General features: G+C 71.1%; 21 protein-coding genes. 15 read left to right on the top strand and 6 right to left on the bottom strand.

The features are described from left to right. Positions 1 to 32: 32 nt before the first annotated feature. Positions 33 to 1,472 (bottom strand): tyrosine-protein kinase domain-containing protein, encoded by a 1,440-nt coding sequence (locus BJ958_RS15430; protein ID WP_273516538.1) that lies wholly within the window; start codon positions 1,470 to 1,472, stop codon positions 33 to 35. A gap of 138 nt (positions 1,473 to 1,610) precedes the next feature. Here BJ958_RS15430 and BJ958_RS15425 point away from each other — a divergent pair, with 138 nt between their 5' ends. The 9 genes from BJ958_RS15425 (at position 1,611) to BJ958_RS15390 (ending at position 11,975) form a co-directional block, all read left to right on the top strand. Beyond that, on the top strand, positions 1,611 to 3,452 hold the full coding sequence (locus BJ958_RS15425) for a DUF4012 domain-containing protein (protein ID WP_179727824.1): 1,842 nt from the start codon (positions 1,611 to 1,613) through the stop codon (positions 3,450 to 3,452). 109 nt (positions 3,453 to 3,561) lie between these two features. Continuing rightward, entirely contained in the window at positions 3,562 to 4,347 is a 786-nt protein-coding gene (locus tag BJ958_RS15420; RefSeq protein ID WP_179727823.1) for a HoxN/HupN/NixA family nickel/cobalt transporter, read from the top strand. Beyond that, positions 4,344 to 4,988, top strand: coding sequence for a hypothetical protein (locus BJ958_RS15415; RefSeq protein ID WP_179727822.1), 645 nt, complete (start codon positions 4,344 to 4,346; stop codon positions 4,986 to 4,988). The genes BJ958_RS15420 and BJ958_RS15415 overlap by 4 nt, the downstream gene beginning before the upstream one ends. Positions 4,989 to 4,999: 11 nt before the next feature. Then, positions 5,000 to 9,475 carry a LamG-like jellyroll fold domain-containing protein gene (locus tag BJ958_RS15410; protein ID WP_179727821.1) on the top strand — a complete coding sequence of 1,492 codons (4,476 nt, stop codon included), beginning with the start codon at positions 5,000 to 5,002 and terminating at the stop codon, positions 9,473 to 9,475. Positions 9,476 to 9,545: 70 nt separating this feature from the next. Beyond that, positions 9,546 to 9,695: a putative leader peptide gene (locus BJ958_RS29315; RefSeq protein WP_425489765.1), complete on the top strand. Its 150-nt coding sequence runs from the start codon at positions 9,546 to 9,548 to the stop codon at positions 9,693 to 9,695. A gap of 163 nt (positions 9,696 to 9,858) precedes the next feature. Next, a complete protein-coding gene (locus tag BJ958_RS15405) occupies positions 9,859 to 10,707 on the top strand; it encodes a sulfurtransferase (protein ID WP_179727820.1) in 849 nt (282 codons plus the stop codon). Continuing rightward, positions 10,707 to 11,015 carry a DUF1416 domain-containing protein gene (locus tag BJ958_RS15400; RefSeq protein ID WP_179727819.1) on the top strand — a complete coding sequence of 103 codons (309 nt, stop codon included), beginning with the start codon at positions 10,707 to 10,709 and terminating at the stop codon, positions 11,013 to 11,015. The genes BJ958_RS15405 and BJ958_RS15400 overlap by 1 nt, the downstream gene beginning before the upstream one ends. A gap of 76 nt (positions 11,016 to 11,091) precedes the next feature. After that, a complete protein-coding gene (locus tag BJ958_RS15395; protein WP_179727818.1) occupies positions 11,092 to 11,520 on the top strand; it encodes a thioredoxin domain-containing protein in 429 nt (142 codons plus the stop codon). Next, on the top strand, positions 11,520 to 11,975 hold the full coding sequence (locus tag BJ958_RS15390; protein ID WP_179727817.1) for a DUF4395 domain-containing protein: 456 nt from the start codon (positions 11,520 to 11,522) through the stop codon (positions 11,973 to 11,975). Before BJ958_RS15395 ends, BJ958_RS15390 begins: the two co-directional genes overlap by 1 nt. 66 nt (positions 11,976 to 12,041) lie before the next feature. Here the strand turns inward: BJ958_RS15390 and dtd are convergent, their stop codons facing one another. The 3 genes from dtd to BJ958_RS15375 are packed head-to-tail and all read right to left on the bottom strand — an operon-like array spanning position 12,042 to position 13,702. Further along, positions 12,042 to 12,470, bottom strand: coding sequence for a D-aminoacyl-tRNA deacylase (gene dtd, locus BJ958_RS15385; RefSeq protein WP_179727816.1), 429 nt, complete (start codon positions 12,468 to 12,470; stop codon positions 12,042 to 12,044). An 11-nt stretch (positions 12,471 to 12,481) separates the two neighbouring features. Beyond that, positions 12,482 to 13,327: an SGNH/GDSL hydrolase family protein gene (locus BJ958_RS15380; RefSeq protein ID WP_179727815.1), complete on the bottom strand. Its 846-nt coding sequence runs from the start codon at positions 13,325 to 13,327 to the stop codon at positions 12,482 to 12,484. A 12-nt stretch (positions 13,328 to 13,339) separates the two neighbouring features. Continuing rightward, positions 13,340 to 13,702 (bottom strand): DsrE family protein, encoded by a 363-nt coding sequence (locus BJ958_RS15375; protein WP_179727814.1) that lies wholly within the window; start codon positions 13,700 to 13,702, stop codon positions 13,340 to 13,342. A 36-nt stretch (positions 13,703 to 13,738) separates the two neighbouring features. On the opposite strand from BJ958_RS15375, the gene BJ958_RS15370 reads away from it, so the two are divergent. From BJ958_RS15370 to ygfZ, 4 genes are read left to right on the top strand one after another with little or no spacing between them, the layout of a single operon-like run. Next, a complete protein-coding gene (locus tag BJ958_RS15370; protein WP_179727813.1) occupies positions 13,739 to 14,233 on the top strand; it encodes a heme-binding beta-barrel domain-containing protein in 495 nt (164 codons plus the stop codon). After that, a complete protein-coding gene (locus BJ958_RS15365) occupies positions 14,226 to 14,651 on the top strand; it encodes a transcriptional repressor (RefSeq protein WP_179727812.1) in 426 nt (141 codons plus the stop codon). The genes BJ958_RS15370 and BJ958_RS15365 overlap by 8 nt, the downstream gene beginning before the upstream one ends. Continuing rightward, positions 14,648 to 15,115, top strand: a complete 468-nt coding sequence (locus BJ958_RS15360) for an adenylyltransferase/cytidyltransferase family protein (RefSeq protein ID WP_179727811.1) — start codon at positions 14,648 to 14,650, stop codon at positions 15,113 to 15,115. The genes BJ958_RS15365 and BJ958_RS15360 overlap by 4 nt, the downstream gene beginning before the upstream one ends. Next, the gene (gene ygfZ, locus BJ958_RS15355) at positions 15,112 to 16,083 is read left to right on the top strand and encodes a CAF17-like 4Fe-4S cluster assembly/insertion protein YgfZ (protein ID WP_179727810.1); all 972 of its coding nucleotides are present in this window, start codon (positions 15,112 to 15,114) and stop codon (positions 16,081 to 16,083) included. Before BJ958_RS15360 ends, ygfZ begins: the two co-directional genes overlap by 4 nt. Positions 16,084 to 16,201: 118 nt before the next feature. Here ygfZ and BJ958_RS15350 read toward each other — a convergent pair whose 3' ends face one another. After that, positions 16,202 to 17,473: a sulfate adenylyltransferase subunit 1 gene (locus tag BJ958_RS15350; RefSeq protein ID WP_246319057.1), complete on the bottom strand. Its 1,272-nt coding sequence runs from the start codon at positions 17,471 to 17,473 to the stop codon at positions 16,202 to 16,204. Continuing rightward, entirely contained in the window at positions 17,473 to 18,387 is a 915-nt protein-coding gene (gene cysD, locus BJ958_RS15345; protein WP_179727809.1) for a sulfate adenylyltransferase subunit CysD, read from the bottom strand. The genes BJ958_RS15350 and cysD overlap by 1 nt, the downstream gene beginning before the upstream one ends. A 166-nt stretch (positions 18,388 to 18,553) precedes the next feature. Here cysD and BJ958_RS15340 point away from each other — a divergent pair, with 166 nt between their 5' ends. Then, on the top strand, positions 18,554 to 19,330 hold the full coding sequence (locus BJ958_RS15340) for a DUF4143 domain-containing protein (RefSeq protein ID WP_179727808.1): 777 nt from the start codon (positions 18,554 to 18,556) through the stop codon (positions 19,328 to 19,330). Positions 19,331 to 19,415: 85 nt separating this feature from the next. After that, positions 19,416 to 20,582 (top strand): nucleotide sugar dehydrogenase, encoded by a 1,167-nt coding sequence (locus tag BJ958_RS15335; RefSeq protein WP_179727807.1) that lies wholly within the window; start codon positions 19,416 to 19,418, stop codon positions 20,580 to 20,582. Positions 20,583 to 20,632 lie beyond the last annotated feature (50 nt).

Below are 20,632 nucleotides of genomic sequence, written 5' to 3'. Positions count from 1 at the left end.
AGCGCCTCGGGCTGCTCGACGAGCTAGGGGCGTCAGGCCCGGCGGCGTCCGGAGCCGGCCGCTGCCTTGGCGTCGGACTTGCCCGAGCGACCAGTGGGGCTGGTCTCCTCGTAGTAGTAGTAGTAATACGAGCCGATGGCGCGCTTGGCGACCATGTTGACCACGACGCCGTAGAGGCGGGCGCCTACCTGGTTGAGCCGGTTGATGGCCTCGTTGACCTGGTCCTTGGTGGTCTTCGCGTGCCGCACGACGATGATCACGCCGTCCGCGAGCTTGGCCAGCACCGACGCGTCGGCGACGGGGAGCAGCGGCGGGGCGTCGATGATCACCATGTCGTACGACGACCGCAGGCGGCGGATCAGGTCGTGGGTGATCTTCGACTGCAGGATCTCGGTCGGGTTCGGCGGCTTGGCGCCGGACGCGAGGACGTGCAGCCCGCTGGCCTCGTGGACCTGGATCGCGTCGTGGATCTCGGTCTTGCCGACCAGGGCCGTGGTGAGGCCGATCGCCGGGTCGAGGCCGAGGGTGCTGGCGACGCGCGGGCGGCGCAGGTCGGCGTCGATGATCAGCGTGTTGCGGCCGGTCTGGGCGAGGGCGACCGCAAGGTTGGTCGAGGTCATCGTCTTGCCCTCGCCGGGCACGGCGCTGCTGATCACCAGGCAGCGCGGCTGGTGGTCCAGGTCGATGAACTGCAGGTTCGTGCGGAGCAGGCGGAACGCCTCGGTGCGGGCCGCGAAGCCACCGAGGTCGGTGAGCAGCGGCGCGGAGCGGATGTCGCCGTCGAAGCCGATGCTGGCCAGCACGGGCGACTCGGTGAGCTCGGCGACGTGGTCGGCGGTGCGGATGGTGCGGTCCAGGATCTCCCGGGCCACCGCGAGGCCGATGCCGAGCAGGATGCCGATGAGGACGGCGACGACGAGGTTGAGGACGACGTCGGGGCTGACCTGGGTCGCGACCGAGGCCTTGTCGGTGACCTGGGCCCGGATCTGGGAGTCCTCGGGGTTGCCCGTCGCGCTCGCGCCGTCGGTGGCCTCACCGGGCGTCTCGAGGCCGGCGACGTACGTCGTGAACTTCTCGGTCGCGTAGTCGGCGATGGTCCGCGCGTCCTGCGGGTTCTCGTCCTTGTAGCTGATCTGGATGAGCGAGGTGCTCTCCACGACCTCCGCGTCGAACCGGGAGGCCAGCTCCTCGGCGGACATCTTCAAGTTGAGGTCCTTCTTGACCAGCTCCGCGAGGCCGGTGCTCTTCACGACCGTGGCGTACGACGCCGCGCGGTTCGACGCGAACAGCAGCGCTGCATAGGCGTCGGTCGTGTCGCGGACGTCGACGGTCAGGAAGATCTGCGTCTTCGACTCGTACATCGGGGTGCGCGTGAACGTGATCGCCGAGCTGACCCCGAGCGCAAGCAGGATGATCGCAACGATGCTCATCCAACGGCGCCCCAGCACCGTCAGAAATTGCTTGAAGTCCAAGTCCCGTCCCTTGCTTGTGACATGCGTCCCGACCCGGCCGACTGCCGATCCTAGGTCCCCGCCCCCGTACCCAACGTCCGGGGCGGTCGATGGTCACTGTGCCATGCTCGCCAATTGCGCGCTGCTAGTCTCGCGGGCATGTCGCCCGAGATCCGGCGTCGGCGCCGGTCTCGCGGCTTCCGGCGGCTGCAGCGGCAGGTGCGCCGGTTCCGCCAGGACCATCCCCGCTGGACCATCGCGATCGCCGTCGGTGCCGTGGCGGCGGTCCTCCTCGGCTGGTCGCTGTGGGTGGTGCTCGGGGCGGCCCGCGACCTCCGGCAGGTCGACGAGCAGGCCCGGCTGATGCGCGATGCCCTGGTGCAGGGCGACGCCGCAGGAGCGCGCTCGGCCCTCGAGGCCTACCAGGAGGCGGCCGACTCCGCCGACGACGCGACGCACGGCGTCACCTGGTCGGTGTTCGGAGCCGTCCCGCTGCTCGGGGACGACGCGGACGGGGTGGCGACGGTCGCCTCGGTGCTGGCCGACCTGGGCCGTGACGGCCTGACGCCGGTCGCCGACGCGGCCGACCGGGTGACCGCGGCCAGCTTCAAGCCGGTCCAGCACACCTTCCCCCTCGACACGATCGCCTCCCTCGAGAAGCCCGCCGCCCGCAGCGAGAAGGCGTTCGACGCCGCCAGCGGCCGGCTGGGCGAGGTCGACTCGACGGGCTTCGTCGGCCCGATCCGGACGGCGTTCGACAGCCTGCGCACGCTTGTGGACGACGCGCGGGGGACCCTGCAGTCGACGTACCGCGCCTCCCGGCTGATGCCCCGCATGCTCGGCCAGGACGGCCCCCGCAACTACCTGATGGTGTTCCAGAACAACGCCGAGTCGCGAAGCAGCGGCGGCCTGCCCGGCTCGCTGTCCCTCATCCACGCGCGCGACGGCAAGGTCGAGATCGTCGAGCAGGTCGACATGGCCGAGCTCGGCGCGACCCCCGGCCGCCCGGTCCTCCCGCTCAGCGCGGAGGAGGAGAAGCTGTTCGGCGACATCCTCGGCACCACCGGCGTCGACGCGACCCTCACCCCCGACTTCCCGCGCGCCTCCGCCCTGATCCGGGCCCGCTGGCAGCAGGTCGAGGGACAGCCCCTCGACGGCATCCTGTACGTCGACCCGGTGGTCGTGTCCTACCTGCTGCGGGCCACCGGCCAGGTCCCGGTGGCCGGGTACGCACCCGTCTCCGCGGCGAACGTCGTCAGCCGGGTCGAGAACGAGATCTACGCACTCACCCCCGGCACCGCCGCGCAGAGCGACTACCAGGAAGCGGTCGCGAAGGCGGTCTTCGACGTCTTCGCCGACGGACACGGCGACGCCGTCGACGTGATCCGGGCGCTGGTGACCGGCGTCGAGGAGGGTCGGGTGCGGATGCACTTCTTCGCCGACGACGCTCAGGCCGAGATCGCCGGCACCCGGATCGCGGGGGAGTTCGTCGACCGCACCGACGGTCCTCCGGTGGTCGGGATCTACGTCAACGACGCCGGCCCGACGAAGATGCAGTACTACCTGCGCCAGCAGGCCGAGCTGTACTCCCGCTCGTGCTCGGGCGGGCGCCAGGAGCTCGGCGTCACCATCACGTTCACCAACGCGACCCCCGCCCTGGCCGACCAGCTGCCCGACGCGATCACCGGCGAGTTCTTCCCCGGCAACCGCACCGACCCGGGCCAGCAGCTGCTCGTCGTCTACCTCAGCGCGCCGGTCGGCGGCAGGGTCGACGAGGTGCTCGTCGACGGGCAGCCCGCGGGGGACCCCACCGTGGCGACGTACGCCGGGCGCCAGGTGGCGACGATCGGCGTGCTCCTCGACCCGGGCCAGACCCAGAAGGTCGACGTCGTGCTGCGCACGGGCAAGGGGCAGACCGGAGACGCGCGCCTCGAGATGTCGCCGGGGGCGGCGCCGGGCAGCTCGAACGCGACGGCCCCCTCCGCCTGTCACACCCGCTGACCTCGCCGAAGACTTGGTGAGGGGTTTCCGCTTCTCTTTACCTTCGGGACACCGCAGGGCCACCGTTCAACGCCGTTGACGTCACCGGGCGAGGTGAGCATGACTGCCCGTGCCCTCCCTCGACGACCGCCTGGTCGACCTCGTCGGCTCGCCCGGCTTCGTGCCCGTGGCGTTCCTGCTCGCCTTCGCGGCCGGTGCCGCGCACGCCGTCGGCCCCGGCCACGGCAAGAGCCTGGCCGCGGCGTACCTGGTCGGCGCGGACGGCAAGGTCCGCGACGCCGCCTGGCTGGGCGCCTCGGTCGCGGTCATGCACACCGTGTCGGTGCTCGTCGTCGCCCTCGCCTGGACGTTCCTGTCGCTCTCGGACCTGCTCTCGCTGCAGGAGCTGACCAGCGGGCTGCAGTTGGCCGCCGGGCTGATGGTCGTCGGCGTCGGGGTCTGGCTGTTCGCTCGCCACCTCCGTAGCGGGGGCCACGGACACGGACACGGACACGGACACGGACACGGACACGGTCACGGTCACGGCCACGGTCACGGCCACGGTCACGGCCACACCGAGGGACCGAGCCGGCCGGGCCTGGTGCTGCTCGGCATGTCCGGCGGCCTGACCCCGTCCCCCGCTGCCTTCCTGGTCCTGGTGACCGGCATCTTCACCGGCCGCTCCGGGTTCGCGCTGCTGCTCGTCATCACCTTCGGGCTGGGGCTGGCGACGGTCCTGTTCGGGGTCGGCCTGCTCGCCCTGGCCGGGCGCGGCGTCGTGGTCCGCGCGGCCGAGTCCCGGGCCGTCGTCGCCGTTGCCACCCGGATCGCCCCGGTGCTCGCGGCGGCGAGCATCACCGTGATCGGCTGCGTGGTCACCACGAGCGCGGTCGGGCAGCTGGTGGCCGCGACGTGACCCCGGCAGCCCACCCGTTCGGCGACCCGCAGACCGTCGAGGTCGCCCCGGATGCCTCCGACCCCGCGGTCGTCCACGTGACGTGGAAGGTCGGCGCCGCAGACGACCTGACCCTGCTCGGGATCCACCTCGGTGTGCTGCCCGAGGACCGGGTGATGCTCGACGGCGCCATCGAGTACGACGACGGCGACGCCGCCCTCGTCCAGCAGGCCCCGGAGGTCCACGCCTACCTGCTCGAGCACGTCGAGGTGGCCGCCGGCGGCCGGGACTGCCCCGGCCGGGTCGAGGCCTCGGGCGACCTGATCGCCGACGGGGCCGACCTCGTGTTCACCTGCCCGCAGCCGGCGGCGGTCGCCACGCTCACGGTGAGCACCCTCACCGACCTGCACCCGGCGTACCGCACCCTCGCGACGGGACCCGACGGCCAGCACCAGGTCTACGGGGCCGACGCGCCCACCCACGACTGGGCCCTCGGTGCCACGACCACGACCGCCGTCAGCAGCACGACGACCAGCGGCACCGGCAGCAGCGCTGCCCTCCAGATCGGCGGTGTTCTCGGCGCCGTGCTCCTCGTCGCCCTCGCCGGGACCCTCGTGGCCCGGCGCCGGCGACGGGCAACTCCCACCACCCCCAACCCCTGAGGAGACCCGTCGTGCCCGCACGACCGATGCGCAGGCTCCGGCTGCTCGCGACCTCCGTGGTCGCCGTGACCGTCGCCTCGGGTGGCCTGCTGGCCACCCCGAGCCAGGCCGCGCCGCCCACCGCCCCGACGCTGCTGCCCGAGGCGCCAGCGGCTGCCGAAGCAGCACCGACCCCCGACGTCCTCGACGTCGCCTTCCCGGGCGGCGTCCCGACGGACGCGGCCCAGTCGCTCGCGCCGATCACCTACGGCACCCCGACCTTCGGCACCGACGCCAAGCAGGGCCCGGTCATGACCGTGGACGGCGTCGACGACGCGATCGGCTTCCCGTTCGAGGACCAGTGGAGCAAGCTCACGACCGGCCTCAGCGTCGAGTGCGTGTTCCGCATCGACACCGCGATGCCGGTCACCGGTGAGAAGGACCTGTGCTCCGACAAGGAGGCCGGCGGCATCTCGATGTACGTCAACGGCCCGAACCTCGGCTTCATGGCCCACGTCGGCGGCGGCTACAAGAGCGCGCTGACGCCGATCGAGGGCAACCGCTGGTACCACGCGGTCGCGACCTGGGACGGCAGCCAGATCAGGCTGTACGTCAACGGCCAGCTCGCCCAGACCACGGCGGCCACCGGTGCCCTGACCTTCCCCGCGACCACGTCGCGGCGCTTCGTCGTCGGAGCGGACGCCGGCCCCACGGGCATCGGCCAGCCCGCCCCGCCGAGCACCTTCGCCGCCTCCGGTGTCTTCTCCCGGGCCGTCACGGCGGACGAGGTGAAGGCGCTCGCGGCGCAGTGGGACACCGCCGTCCCGACGCCGCAGGCCGACGTCCTCGACGTCGACTTCGCCGACGGCACGCCGAAGGACCGGGTCCGCGACCTCGCGATCAAGTCCTTCGGCAGCCCGACGATCGGGCACGACAACGCCCTCGACCGCGACGTCGTGACCCTCACCGGTGACGACGCCTACGGTTACGCGCTCACGCCGCACTGGAGCCAGATCAGCTCCGCGGTCAGCATCGAGTGCACCTTCCGGTACGACGGCCCGCTGCCGGCCAGCACCGAGGCGTCGGTCTGCTCCGGCAAGGAGGCCGGCGGCTACTCGATCTACGTCAACGAGGACAAGGTCGGCCTGATGGCCCACATCGGCGGTGGCTACAAGACCGCCCGCGCGGTGATCAGTCCCGGCCGCTGGTACCACGTCGTCGGCGTGTGGACCGGCACCGAGATCAGGCTGTACGTCGACGGTGCACTCGCCGCGACGACGCCGGCCACCGGCGCGCTGACCCTGCCCAACGCAACCGCCCGGGCCTGGACCGTCGGTGGCGACTCGGGTCCCAACGCTGCTGCGCAGTTCTACACCACCGGCAAGATCGCCAACGCCCGCATCTACGGGCGTGCCCTCAACGACACCGAGATCAAGGCGCTCGACATCGCCGCCTTCGGCGAGCACCCCGACGCCGGCGTCCGCCTCGACGGCTCGGTGCCCGCGCCCGGCGCGCACCTGTCCTCGCCCGTCGAGCTCGACCTCGACATCGCGCACGAGGACAACGCCACGGGCTGGACCTACCTGCTCGACGGCAAGCCGGTCGCCGAGGGCGATCAGGTCGGCGCCGGGCTGCAGGCCGGTGCACACAAGATCACCGCCACCGCGGTCGACGTGTTCGGCAAGCCGGTCTCCTTCGAGATCCCCTTCGTGTCCGACACCATCCCCGCCGGCGGCGGCACCGGCTCCGGCGAGGGCAAGGGCGTCGTCCAGCTCTCCGCGATCGCGACCAGCCCCGACGGCAGCGACGTCACCACCACCTTCCGCAGGGCCACCGCGACCGTCGCCGACGGTGGCGTCCAGGGCGTCGTGAGGAAGGTCCCGACCACCCTCGAGTTCGACCACGAGCAGGAGCAGCCGATCACCGGCCGCCTCGTGCCCGACGACGGCGACGCGGAGTCCAGCGCCACCAGCGGCGACCTGCCGTTCCAGCGCTTCGACGTCGAGGTCGGCGCGGCCGTCGCCGGTCAGCAGGTCGTGTGGAAGGGCGTCGTCGACCCCGAGCGGTCGGTCACGTTGCGGGCCTGGAGCACCCAGGCCTCCGCCTGGGTCGAGCTGGCCACCGCGCGCGGTGTGCGCGACGGGGACACCGTCCTCAACGCCGTGCTGCGCCCGGCGTTCGTCGACGACGGAACCGTGCACCTGCTGGTGCTCGGCACCGACCCGTTCGCCGACGACCTCGCTCCGCGCGACGGCACCGCCGCGGCGTCGAAGGACAGGTTCGAGGACCCGGAGGACTACGACTTCTCGCTGGCCCACTTCACCGACACGCAGTACCTCGCCGAGGGCGCGGCCGGTGGCACGTACGACGACTGGGACGGCGTCGTCGAGCCGGCCGACCAGATGCTGGCCGAGGAGCAGGCGATCTGGGCCAAGGCCTACCGTGCGACGACCGACTGGATCGCCCAGCAGGCCGGGCCGCGCAAGATCGCCTGGGCCGGGCACACCGGTGACGTCATCGAGAACGACTACAACAACCCCCTCGCGACGAACGGCTCCGGCCAGCTGCTCTACCCGGGCCTGGACGAGCAGGTCACCCGCGAGTTCGAGTTCACCTCCGGCGCCCAGGCCACGCTCGACGGCTCGGGCATCCCCAACCAGGTGATCGCGGGCAACCACGACAACCAGCTCGGCAACGAGACCGGTCCCACCTCGCGGTTCAACCGCTACTACGGGCCGAACCGCTACTACACGGCCGCTCAGGGCTGGCCGAGCGGTGCGTCGTACCACGCCTGGGACGAGACGACCGACAGCCAGGGCGACGTCAGCACGCCCGGCCAGGACAACCAGAACAACTACGTGCTGTTCTCCGCCGGCGGCCTCGACTTCGTCGCGGTCGGGCTGTCGTACGGCGTCACGCAGGCCGAGGCGGACTGGGCCAGCTCGGTGTTCGAGCGCTACCCCGACCGCAACGGCATCCTGCTCACGCACGCCTACCTCGCGCCGTCGACGGCCAAGGACGGCCGGGGGGCGAGCTTCTCCGGCGACGGCTCGAAGCTGTACGACGAGGTGGTCAGCGCCAACCCGAACGTCTTCCTGATCCTCGCCGGCCACGAGCACGGCGTCGGGACCAACCTGAAGACGGGCGTCGGCGCGACGGTGCAGCACAACGTCGTCGAGCTGCTGGCCGACTACCAGTTCTACAAGGTGTCCGCGGGAGAGCTGTGGCCCGAGAAGGTCGACGGGGCCGGCAACATCGACCTCGACGGAGACGGCGACACCGACCACAAGGCCGGCGACCTGCTCCAGCTCGGTGCCAGCTGGCTGCGGCTGCTCCAGTTCGACGTCGACCGCTCCGAGGTCAGCATCGACACCTACTCGCCGCACTTCGACGACTTCGGTGCGACCGAGTACGACGACCGCAAGCGCTACAACAGCGCCGAGGACAACCTGACCCTCCCGGTCGACCTGTCCAGCCGGAGCACGACCTTCTCGACCGACGGGCTGACGGTGGTCACCCCGACGGAGGAGGCGATCGGCGTGCAGACGGCGAGGTCGGGCTGGCCCGCGACCGTCACCTGGGCCGGCCTGGCCGAGGGCGAGGTCTACGCGTGGACGGCCGAGAGCCGCACCGCCTCCGGTGTCCAGATCGGCTCGATCCGCCAGTTCGGCACGGTGTTCCGGGCGACCGCCGCCGGCACGGACGTGAAGCCGCCGACCATCTCGGTGCCCGAGGACACGACGGTGGAGGTCGGCGAGACGTTCGACGAGCTCGCCGGCGTGACCGCGTCCGACGAGGCCGACGGGGACCTGACCGCCGAGATCGACGTGGTCGGCGAGGTCGACACCGACACCGCCGGCAGCTACGCGCTGACCTACGTGGTGGGGGACCGGAACGGGAACCAGGCGATCGCCACCCGCGTCGTGCGCGTGGTCGAGGTCGCCGACACCCGCTCCGCCACGTCGGTCACCGTGGGCAACGCGTCGGTGACCTTCGGCCAGCAGGCCACGCTGAGCGCCAGGGTCACCCCCGCGACGGCCACGGGCCTGGTCCGCTTCCTCAACGGCGAGGAGGTGCTCTGCGAGGCGATGGCCGCGAACGGCACGGCGTCGTGCACCGTCGCGACGCTGCCGCCGCCGGGCGACTACGTGGTCGTGGCGTCGTACGTCGGCGACGAGGCGCACCAGGAGTCGCAGCGCTCGTTCGTGCTGAGGGTCGCGGACGCCGCGGTGGCGGCCAAGGCCGACCCGCGGCTCAGGGCGAAGGTCGCCCGGGCGTCCCTCGCCCGCGGGGTGAAGGTGGTGCTGAAGGCGAAGGTCTCCCCGGGCGCCACCGGCCAGGTGGTGTTCCGCGCCGGCGGGCGCACCCTGTGCGTGGCGGCCGTCACGAACGGGGTCGCGACCTGCAGGGTCCGGCTCGCGCCGGGCACCTGGAAGGTGCGGGCGGCGTACGCCGGAAGCGCGGCGTACGCGGCCGACAAGGCGGTGGTGAGCTTCCGCAAGCGCTGACCTCACGGCTGTCCTGACGAGCGCCGTCCGGTCGGGTCCACGGGCCCGGCCGGGCGGCCGGTCTCATTATATGGATAGCCGTCTCAACATTCGGGAAGGCGAGTTCGTGGATCCGGGAAAGCCGCCTAGGCTCTTCCCCATGTCGACGACCCTGCTGCTGACCAAGCGGCGCGCGGTGGACAACTGCCGCGTCAGCTCGGCGCTGTGTCGACCCTGCTGACGGGTCTCTGAGTCTCCCGGCTCTCTGCCGGATCGCCCGTCGCTTCTCGTGGCGCTGTCGCGCGCCCAGGCGTCGTCCTGCGCGTTCGTCGTGCTGCCACACCAGCACCGTCCGTCGTACCGCACCATCGCAACCACCACGCGAACACCAGTAAGGAATCAGCATGAGCCGCGAGAATTCGCTCGTCTCCACCCAGTGGGTCGAGGACAACCTCGGCGCCGACAAGGTCGTCATCATCGAGGTCGACGAGGACACCACGGCCTACGACAAGGGTCACATCAAGGGCGCCATCAAGCTCGACTGGACCACCGACCTCCAGGACCAGGTCCGTCGTGACTTCGTCAACAAGGAGCAGTTCGAGGCGCTGCTGTCCTCGCGTGGCGTCGCCAACGACGACACCGTGATCCTCTACGGCGGCAACAACAACTGGTTCGCGGCCTACGCGTACTGGTACTTCAAGCTGTACGGCCACCAGGACGTCAAGCTCATGGACGGCGGCCGCAAGAAGTGGGAGCTCGACAGCCGCGAGCTGACCGACGAGCTGCCGCAGCGCGCCGAGACGTCGTACACCGCCCAGGAGCAGGACCGCTCCATCCGCGCCTTCCGCGACGACGTCGTCGCCGCGATCGGTGCGCAGAACCTGGTCGACGTGCGCAGCCCCGACGAGTACGCCGGTCGCCTCCTCGCCCCGGCCCACCTCCCGCAGGAGCAGTCGCAGCGCGCCGGCCACATCCCGACCTCGGTCAACGTCCCGTGGAGCAAGAACGCCAACGACGACGGCACCTTCAAGTCGGGCGAGGAGCTGCAGGCGCTGTACGCCGAGGTCGGCTTCGACGAGGACAAGGACACCATCGCGCTGTGCCGCATCGGTGAGCGCTCCTCGCTGACCTGGTTCGTGCTGCAGGAGCTGCTCGGCAAGAAGAACGTCAAGAACTACGACGGCTCGTGGACCGAGTACGGCTCCCTCGTCGGCGTCCCGATCGCGCTCGGCGACGAGCCCGGTGACGCCTGATGTGCGGCGCGAAGGTCGGCGGCCTGTCGCTTGACGGCGTCAACGTCGCCAAGGAGGCCGTGATCCAGGGCCAGGTCGTGCGCGGCACGGGCGAGGACGCCACCCCGGTGGCGAGCGCCTACGTGCGGCTGCTCGACAAGTCCGGCGAGTTCACCGCGGAGGTCCCGACCTCCGCCACGGGCCACTTCCGGTTCTTCGCCGGCGACGGCCAGTGGACCCTGCGGACCCTGGCTCCCAAGGCCGACCCGGTCGACCGCGTCGTCCAGGCGCAGACCGGCTCGGTCGCCGAGGTCCTCATCTCCATCTGAGGCCTGCGAGGACTGTGATGCACGACGACGGCGGCTCCCGGAATCCGGGGGCCGCCGTCGCCGTTGAAGGAGAATTGTGAACCCCGGACTCGTGTTGCTCCTGGCCGCCGTCGTCGTGGCGGTCGGCTTCGGTCTGTACCGCCGTCGTACCGACGGCACCTTCGCGCCTGCCACGGTCGAGCCGACCGTGTGGTCGAGCGTCGCGGCCTCGGTGCCCGACGCCGAGCTGGGGGAGCGGGCCACCCTGCTCCAGTTCTCCAGCGCCTTCTGCGCGCCGTGCCGCACCACCCGGGTGGTGCTCTCCGACGTCGCCGGCAAGGTCGACGGCGTCGCCCACGTCGAGATCGACGCCGAGGAGCACCTCGACCTGGTCCGCGCGCTCGACGTCCGTCGTACGCCCACCACGCTGGTCCTCGACGGCAACGGCCACGAGGTCACCCGTGCCGCCGGCGCTCCGCGCCGCGAGCAGGTCCTCGCCGCCCTCCCCGCACTCCAGGGGGCCTGATGTCCGCGACTGCTCCCACCGTCGCCGGCATCGACCCCCGCGGTCCCCGCTTCACCGCGTCGATCACCCTGGTCGTCTTCGCGGTCGCGCTCGTGCTGTCCGACGCCGCGCCCGGTGTGGCCGCCGTGCTGACCGGCATCCAGGCCGTGCTCTTCGCGATCGGCGCCGGGCTCGGCGTCCACAGGACGCCGACCGGGGTGCTCTTCCGGCGCCTGGTCAGGCCGCGCCTGGCTCCTCCCGACCACCTCGAGGACCCCGCACCGCCGCGCTTCGCCCAGGCCGTCGGGCTGGTCTTCGCCGTCGTCGCCACCCTCGGCCTCGCCACCGGCGCGGTGCTCCTCGGCCAGGTCTTCGCCGCGTTCGCCTTCGTCGCGGCCTTCCTCAACGCGGTCTTCGCGTTCTGCCTCGGCTGCGAGATGTACCTGCTCGGGTTGCGTCTTCTGCGTCGTATCTGACGGATGGGCTCTGCGTGAGGCCATTTCGCAGCCCATTCGTCAGATGCGCGGCGAGTGCCGCAACCCTCAGGGGGTCTCGAGCAGCACGGTGAACGGTCCGTCGTTGACCGAGCTCACCTTCATGTCCGCGCCGAACACGCCCTTGTGGACGGGTGTCCCGGCGGCGGCCAGTGCATCGCACACCGCCTCGTAGAGCGGCTCGCTGACCGGGCCCGGGGCGGCGGCGATCCAGGTGGGGCGACGGCCCTTGCGGGCGTCGCCGTAGAGCGTGAACTGGGAGACCACCAGCACGGGCCCGCCGGTCTCGCCGACCGACCGTTCCTCCTCGAGGATCCGCAGGTCCCGGATCTTGCGGGCCATCCAGGCGACCTCGGCGTCGCCGTCGGAGTGCGTGACGCCGAGGTAGACGAGCAGCCCGGGGGAGTCGATCGCTCCGACCACCTCTCCGTCGACGACCACCGAGGCGGAGGCGACCCGCTGGAGCACCGCGCGCACGACGCTCCTCCTCAGACCAGGTCGGCGAGCAGGTCGGCGATCATGACCTGCTCCTCGGCGTACGGGTGCCAGGCGAGCCCGCGGCGGCCCTTGGCCGGCGCCGAGCCGGCGATCCACGGGTCGTCGGCGCAGATGTCGTGGCCGCGGCTCGGCGTCGCGGTGTCGAGGTACGTCGCTCCGCGCTCGTCGGCCACCGACGCCATCGTCGCGTTGAGGCTGTCGACGACGTGCTGGACCAGCGGTACGTCGGCCGCCGCGATACCGAGCTCGCTGCAGGTGCCCTCGGCCGGGAAGATCGTGGGGTAGCCCACCAGCACGACCTCGGCCTTCGGCGCCTTCGAGCGGACCGCGTCGACGACCCCGCCGATCCGGTCCGGCATCTGGTCGAGCGCCGCCTGGATGTCGTTGGCGCCGGCCGCCTGGTCCGCCTCGGTGCACGGCGCCCCGTCGGGGTCGCTCATGCCCAGCTGCACGCACTTGATGAACACCCGGACCGAGAGGCCGAGGTCGTTGAGGCCGAGCCCGATCGTGACCAGGTCCGTGGAGGGCTCCACCGCGTCGAGCTGCGGCGCGATCGAGCGCGTCCGGATCTTCTGCTCGCCCTCGGCGGCCTCGGTGGGCGCCGCCGAGCAGCTGACGTCGGTGAGGTCGAGCTCCGCCTTCTTCGCCAGCAGGTGCGGGTAGTTGTTGCGCGAGCGCACGCAGCCGTTGCGCCCGTCGGCGCGCCCGATCAGGGGACCGGCGGTGTAGGAGTCGCCGAGCGCGACGTACTCGCGCTTCGAGGCGGTGGACTTCTCACAGGCGCTGAGCGTGACCGCCAGGGCGGCCGCCAGGAGCAGGGCGGAGGCGCGACGCATGGGAGAACCCTCTCAGTAGACGAGGGCCTGGACGCCCTCACCCAGGACTTCCTCGACGAACACCGGCGCCCCCGCGATGCGTACGCCGGCCAGCAGGTCGGCCTCCGACAGCGAGCGCCGTGCCGCGCACTGCGCGCACACGGTCACCGAGCCCGAGGCCAGGATCGCGTCGACCAGGTCGGGCAGGGGCGTCGCGAGCGGCAGCTCGAGCTCGGCGGAGCGGCCGGGGACCGCCAGCCAGGCGGCCTCCCCGGTGAGCCAGATCGAGACCGGGACGCCCGAGACGGCGGCCGCAGCGGCCACGGTGAAGGCCTGGTTGCAGCGCTCCGGGTCGTCGGCTCCGCAGGTGACCTTCACGACGAGGCTGCGCGACATGGGTCAGAGCCTACGCAGAGCCTAGAATGGCCCGTCGTGGCCTTCGAACTTCCCGACAACCTGCACCCCAACTGCGGACCGATCGCGTGGATGCTCGGCACGTGGCGTGGCAACGGCCACGGCGACTACCCGACGATCGACTCGTTCCAGTTCGGCCAGGAGCTGATCTTCACCCACGACGGGCGCCCGTTCTTCCACTACATGGCGCGCTCGTGGATCATCGACGAGAACAACGAGAAGGTCCGCGACGCCGCGATCGAGACCGGGTTCATCCGCGGTGTCGGCGAGGGCCGCTTCGAGATCCTGCTGACCCACAACACGGGCATCGCGGAGATCTGGCACGGCGAGGCCGACAACGGCAAGTTCGAGTGGACCACCGACGCGGTGGCCCGCACCGAGACCGCCAAGGAGTACACCGCCGGCAAGCGCCTCTACGGCAACGTCGAGGGCGACCTGCTCTACGCGTTCGACATGGCTGCGATGGGCCAGCCCCTCCAGCCGCACCTGTGGGCGAGGCTCAAGCGTGCCTGAGGAGGCAGACTGGCGGGCAGCCCTCCGCGAGAAGGGCTACCGCCTCACGCCCCAGCGCGAGCTGATCCTCGGCGCGGTCGACGCGCTCGGCCACGCCACCCCCGACGAGGTGCTGGCCCACGTCCAGCAGACGGTGAGCACGATCAACGCCTCCACCGTCTACCGCACGCTCGAGGTGCTCGAGGAGCTGGGCCTGGTCCGGCACGCGCACCTCACGGACCGCGCGCCGACGTACCACTCGACGCGCGGGCACGTGCACTTCCACCTGGTGTGCCGCGGCTGCGGCGACGTGATCTCCGTGGACGAGGCCGAGGCGGCCCCCTTCGTCGCCGCCCTCGCCGCCCGGGGATTCGTCGCCGACCTCGGCCACCTCACCGTCCACGGGCGCTGCGCCCGCTGCGAAGGAGCGACCCCGTGACCACCGTGCTGACCTACGGCACCTTCGACCTGTTCCACATCGGCCACCTGCGGCTGATCGAGCGCCTCGCCGGGATGGGCGACCGCCTGGTCGTGGGCGTCTCGACCGACGAGTTCAACGCGGGCAAGGGCAAGAGGTCGGTCGTGTCGTACGACGACCGCGCTGCCATCGTCGGCGCGATCAAGGGCGTCGACCTGGTGCTGCCGGAGCGCTCGTGGGACCAGAAGCGTGCCGACATCGTCGAGCACGGTGTCGACCTGTTCGTGATGGGCGACGACTGGGCCGGGAAGTTCGACGACCTCTCCGACGTTTGCGAGGTGAGGTACCTGCCGCGCACCTCGGGTGTGTCGAGCACCGAGATCAAGGAGATGCTCCGCACGCTCGACCCGGCCCACATCGAGGAGATGCAGGCAGCCCTCGGCACCCTCACCCGCCTCCTCGAGCACTACCGGGACCTCACATGACCGCCCACCTGACCCGCACCAGCCCCCTCCTCGCCCTCCCCGGCGCCGTCGCCGGCGAGGGCATCGACGCCGGGGTCGCGGCCCACTACGGCAGCCTGTACGGCGAGCAGCGGGCTCTCGCGGCCGGCGAGGGCTTCGTCGACCTCTCCCACCGTGACGTGTTCCGCGTCGCCGGCCCGGACCGGCTGAGCTGGCTGCACTCGATCACCACCCAGTACTTCGACGGCCTGCCCGCCGGGAAATGGATCTCCGGCCTCGTCCTCTCGCCGCAGGGCCACGTCGAGCACGCCTTCACCGGCGTCGACGACGGCGAGGCGTTCACCGCCCACACCGAGCCCGGCCGTGCGGCCGCGCTGATCGAGTTCCTCGAGCGGATGAAGTTCATGATGCGCGTCGAGATCACCGACGTGAGCGGCGACCTCGCCGTCGCGTGGCGCCCGGTCGGCACCGGCCGCCACGACCTGGTGCCTCGCGACCAGCTGGCGTCGTACGCCGACGCGGCGGGGCCGGCTGCCGGTCTGTGGGCCTTCGAGGCACTGCGCATCGAGCGTGGCGAGCCGCGCTTCGGCATCGACACCGACGAGCGCACCATCCCCAACGAGGTCGGCTGGATCGCCGACGAGCCGTGGAACGCCGTCCACCTCGACAAGGGCTGCTACCGCGGCCAGGAGACGGTCGCCAGGGTCCACAACCTCGGCAAGCCGCCCCGTCGGCTCACCCTGCTCCACCTCGACGGCTCCGAGAACCGGCTCCCCGCGCCCGGGACCGAGGTGCTGCCCGAGGCCGGCGGCCGCGCGGTCGGCGTCGTCGGCTCCTCGGCCCGCCACCACGAGCTCGGCCCGATCGCGCTCGCGCTGCTCAAGCGCAACACCGACGTCGCCGCCCAGCTCGTCGTCGACGGGCTGCCCGCCGCTCAGGAGGTCGTCGTCGACCCCGAGGTCGGCCTGCACTTCCGCCCCCACCGCTGACCCGGCGCGAACTGGCTCCGAAATCACCTCGACCCGGCAGAAGTATCTGCCGGGTCGAGGTGCATCTCAGGCCAGTTCCTGCCGGGTCGGCCGGTTCTACGAGCCAGTTCGGGCCGGGTCAGCCGTTGATCATGCCCGCGCCGACGGTCACGCCGGTCGCCTCGTCGATCAGGATGAACGAGCCGGTGGTGCGGTTCTTGGAGTACGGGTCGCACAGCAGCGGCACCGTGGTGCGCAGCGTGACGCGGCCGATCTCGTTGACGCCGAGCTCGTTGGTCGCCTGGTCGCGGTGCAGCGTGTTGACGTCGAGGCGGTACTGGATGTCCTTGACCAGCGCGCGGCCCGTGCGGGTCGTGTGCTTGATCGCCAGCTTCTGCCGCGGCTGCAGCGGGGCGGTGGTCATCCAGCAGACCATCGCGTCGATGTCCTGGCTCGGGGCCGGGGCGTTCTTGACCCGCGCGATCATGTCGCCGCGCGAGACGTCGACGTCGTCCTCGAGGTGGACCGTCACGCTCATCGGCGGGAAGGCCTCGGTGATCTCCTGGTCGAACAGGTCGATCCTGGCGATCTTCGAGGTCATGCCGGAGGGCAGTACGACGACCTCGTCGCCCGGCTTGAGGACGCCACCGGCGACCTGGCCGGCGTAGCCGCGGTAGTCGTGGAACTCGTCCGACTTCGGGCGGATGACGTACTGCACCGGGAAGCGCGCGTCGATCAGGTCGCGGTCGGAGGCGACGTGCACGTGTTCGAGGTGGTGCATGAGCGTGGGACCGGAGTACCACGGCATGTTCTCGGAGCGGGTCACGACGTTGTCGCCCTGCAGCGCCGAGATCGGGATGACCTCGAGGTCGGGCACGTTGAGCTTGGTCGCGAACTGCGTGAACTCGCGGTAGATGTTCTCGTAGATGCTCTGGTCGAAGTCGACGAGGTCCATCTTGTTCACGGCCAGCACGAGGTGCGGGACGCGCAGCAGCGACAGGATCACCGCGTGCCGGCGCGACTGCTCGGTGAGGCCCTGGCGGGCGTCGACGAGCACCAGGCCGAGGTCGGCGGTCGAGGCGCCGGTGACCATGTTGCGCGTGTACTGCACGTGGCCCGGGGTGTCGGCGATGATGAACTTGCGGTTGGGCGTCGCGAAGTAGCGGTACGCCACGTCGATCGTGATGCCCTGCTCGCGCTCGGAGCGCAGGCCGTCGGTCAGCAGCGCGAGGTCGGTGTAGTCGTACCCCTTCGCCTCGCTGGTGGCCTCGACCGCCTCGAGCTGGTCCTCGAAGATCGACTTCGAGTCGAGCAGCAGGCGCCCGATGAGGGTCGACTTGCCGTCGTCGACCGAGCCAGCGGTCGCGAAGCGGAGCAGGTCCATGCCAGTTCCGGTGTTGGTGCCGGCCATCAGAAGTAGCCCTCCTTCTTGCGGTCCTCCATGGCAGCCTCGGAGAACCGGTCGTCGCCGCGGGTCGCGCCGCGCTCGGTCTTGCGGGCCACGGCGACCTCGTCGATGATCTCGGCGATCGTGGACGCGGTGCTCTCGACGCAGCCGGTCAGCGTGATGTCGCCGCAGGTGCGGAACCGCACGGTCCGCTCCTCGACGACCTCGCCCTCGCGCAGCGGGTTGAGCGGGGTCTCGCTCATCAGCATGCCGTCGCGCACGAACACGCGGCGCTGGTGGGAGTAGTAGATGCTCGGGATCTCGATGCCCTCGCGGCCGATGTAGTCCCAGACGTCGAGCTCGGTCCAGTTGGAGATCGGGAAGATCCGCATGTGCTCGCCCTCGTGCAGGCGGCCGTTGTAGAGGCTCCAGAGCTCGGGGCGCTGGTTCTTCGGGTCCCACTGGCCGAACTCGTCGCGGTGGGAGTAGACGCGCTCCTTGGCGCGGGCCTTCTCCTCGTCGCGGCGACCGCCACCGAAGGCGGCGGTGAAGCCGTTCTCCTCGATCGCGTTGAGCAGCGTCGGGATCTGCAGGCGGTTGCGGCTGATCTTCGCGGCGTCGGGGATGATCCCGTTCTTGATCGCGTCGTCGATGCTCGCCACCACGAGGTTCACGCCGAGCCGGGCGACCCAGCGGTCCCGGGTCTCCATGACCTCGGGGAAGTCCAGGCCGGTGTCGACCTGGAGGATCGAGAACGGGATCTTCGCCGGGTAGAAGGCCTTCTCCGCCAGCCGGAGCATGACGATGGAGTCCTTGCCGCCCGAGAACATCAGGACCGGCTTCTCGAACTCGGCCGCGACCTCGCGGAAGATGTGGATCGACTCTGCCTCCAGCTGGTCCAGCTGGCTGAGGCGGTAGTCGCTGTGCGTCTGCGTCATGCCGTGGCGACCTGTCCTTTCAGGGTGCATCGCGGTGCCGGGGGACGTCATCTGTACCCCTCGGGCCCGGTCATCGTGCCACGCATTCCCTGCCAGCGGGACATCGCTGGGGGTTCGATAGACAAATCGACGAGTTTGGCGCCAGGAGGCCCTACGCTTGCTGTCCGTGGCCGCCGACTTCGTCGCCCGTCTGGGCTCCCGGGGAACCGTCCCGGGTGACCTGCGGACCTCCTGGGACCTCGAACGGTACGTCGCCGCGATGGCCCGCACCGTGACCGACGACGAGCTGCTGCGGATCGCGGGGCAGACACGTGCGGTCCGGCGTACCGACCCGGCACGGCTGGCGGCGCTGCTCGCAGCGCTCGCGGACCCGCCGATGGGCGAGCTCAACAAGGCCCGGCTCGGTGCCGCGGCAGGCATCCCGCCCACCACCCTCCAGCCGTACGTCGACGTCCTGGTCGAGATCGGCGTGCTCCGGCTGCTGCCGGGGTCGCGCTCGTCGGCGGCGAAGCGGGCCATCGGGCGCCCCCGCGTGGTGTTCGACGACCCGGCCCTGGCCCGGCACCTGGCCGGTCACACGCCGGCTGACCTCCTCGCCTTCTCCGGCCGGCACGAGCTGGCGCCGCTGCTGCGAACCGTGGTCGCGGCCGAGCTGCTGCGGCAACAGGGGACCAGTGCCGTCGAGCACCGGGTCGCCCACCTGCGCGAGCGCAACGGTCTCGAGGTCGACCTGGTCGTCGAGCTGCCCGACGACAGCGTGTTCGGGATCGAGGTACGCACCGCCGCCGGCCTGCGCCCGCACCAGTTCACCTCGCTGCACGCGCTCGAGCGGCGCGCCGGCGGACGTTTCCGGGGCGGCGTGGTCCTCAACACCGCGCAGCGCGGCCACGTCTACGGGCCGCGGCTGTGGAGCCTGCCGATCGCGACCCTGTGGGACCAGTGAACGGCTCGACACTGGTCTCCTGACCGTCACCGGGAGGCTACCCGCACACCCGCGTCCGTTCAGGGACCGCGCCCAGCCTCGAAGCATGAAGATCACCGTGGTGGGGGCCGGTTACGTCGGCCTGTCCAACGCCGTGCTGCTCGCGCAGCACAACGACGTGTGGGTGCTCGACGTCGACGCCGCCCGGATCGAGGCGGTCAACGAGCGCCGCTCGCCGATCGTCGACCCCGAGCTCGAGGAGCACCTGCGCCGGCCCGAGCTGTCGCTGCAGGCGACCCGGGACGCGCGGGCGGCGTACGCCGACGCGTCGTACGTCGTCGTCGCGACGCCGACGAACTACGACCCCGAGACCGACCGCTTCGACACCTCGACCGTCGAGCGGGTCACGAAGGCGGCGCTGGCGGCCAACCCCGCCGCGACCGTCGTCATCAAGTCGACCGTGCCGGTCGGCTACACGAACACCCTGCGCGAGCGGCACCCCGCCGCGTCGATCCTGTTCAGCCCCGAGTTCCTGCGCGAGGGCCGGGCGTTGCACGACAACCTGCACCCGTCGCGGATCGTGGTCGGCTCCGACACCGAGCCCGGCCGGCTGTTCGCCAAGCTGCTGCTCCAGGGTGCGGTCGAGGAGGACGTGCCGGTGCTGTTCACCGGCTCCACCGAGGCCGAGGCGATCAAGCTGTTCGCCAACACCTACCTCGCGCTGCGCGTGGCGTACTTCAACGAGCTCGACACGTACGCCGCCACCCACGGCCTCGCGACCCGGCAGATCATCGAGGGTGTCGGCCTCGACCCGCGCATCGGCGGGCACTACAACAACCCGTCCTTCGGGTACGGCGGCTACTGCCTCCCGAAGGACACCCGGCAGCTGCAGGCGAACTACCGCGACGTCCCGCAGAACCTGATCAGCGCGATCGTCGACGCCAACACCACTCGCAAGGACTTCATCGCCGACGACGTGCTGCGCCGCAACCCGAAGGTCGTCGGGATCCACCGGCTCACCATGAAGGCGGGATCGGACAACTTCCGCGAGTCCGCGGTGCAGGGCGTGATGAAGCGGATCAAGGCGAAGGGCGTGAAGGTCGTCGTGTTCGAGCCCGAGCTGGACCAGAAGCGGTTCTTCGGCTCGAAGGTGATCAAGGACCTCGACACCTTCAAGGCGAAGGCCGACGTCATCATCGCGAACCGGCGCACCGACGCCCTCGACGACGTCGCGGACAAGGTCTACACGCGCGACGTCTACGGCCGCGACTGATCGCGGCAGCGGCCACGACCCGTGTCCTCTGATTGGAGGACGTCCAACCT

It is taken from the genome of Nocardioides kongjuensis (genome assembly GCF_013409625.1).
GTDB lineage: Bacteria > Actinomycetota > Actinomycetes > Propionibacteriales > Nocardioidaceae > Nocardioides > Nocardioides kongjuensis.
The sequence above is the reverse complement of the archived record's forward strand: the minus strand, read 5'-3'. Positions and strand labels throughout refer to the sequence as shown.

Coding starts and splice junctions, on each gene's coding strand:
- BJ958_RS15425 (WP_179727824.1), top strand. CDS start 1,611: ATGTCGCCCGAGATCCGGCGTCGGCGCCGGTCTCGCGGCTTCCGGCGG.
- BJ958_RS29315 (WP_425489765.1), top strand. CDS start 9,546: ATGGATAGCCGTCTCAACATTCGGGAAGGCGAGTTCGTGGATCCGGGA.
- BJ958_RS15405 (WP_179727820.1), top strand. CDS start 9,859: ATGAGCCGCGAGAATTCGCTCGTCTCCACCCAGTGGGTCGAGGACAAC.
- BJ958_RS15400 (WP_179727819.1), top strand. CDS start 10,707: ATGTGCGGCGCGAAGGTCGGCGGCCTGTCGCTTGACGGCGTCAACGTC.
- BJ958_RS15390 (WP_179727817.1), top strand. CDS start 11,520: ATGTCCGCGACTGCTCCCACCGTCGCCGGCATCGACCCCCGCGGTCCC.
- BJ958_RS15380 (WP_179727815.1), bottom strand. CDS start 13,327: ATGCGTCGCGCCTCCGCCCTGCTCCTGGCGGCCGCCCTGGCGGTCACG.
- BJ958_RS15375 (WP_179727814.1), bottom strand. CDS start 13,702: ATGTCGCGCAGCCTCGTCGTGAAGGTCACCTGCGGAGCCGACGACCCG.
- ygfZ (WP_179727810.1), top strand. CDS start 15,112: ATGACCGCCCACCTGACCCGCACCAGCCCCCTCCTCGCCCTCCCCGGC.
- BJ958_RS15350 (WP_246319057.1), bottom strand. CDS start 17,473: ATGGCCGGCACCAACACCGGAACTGGCATGGACCTGCTCCGCTTCGCG.
- cysD (WP_179727809.1), bottom strand. CDS start 18,387: ATGACGCAGACGCACAGCGACTACCGCCTCAGCCAGCTGGACCAGCTG.
- BJ958_RS15335 (WP_179727807.1), top strand. CDS start 19,416: ATGAAGATCACCGTGGTGGGGGCCGGTTACGTCGGCCTGTCCAACGCC.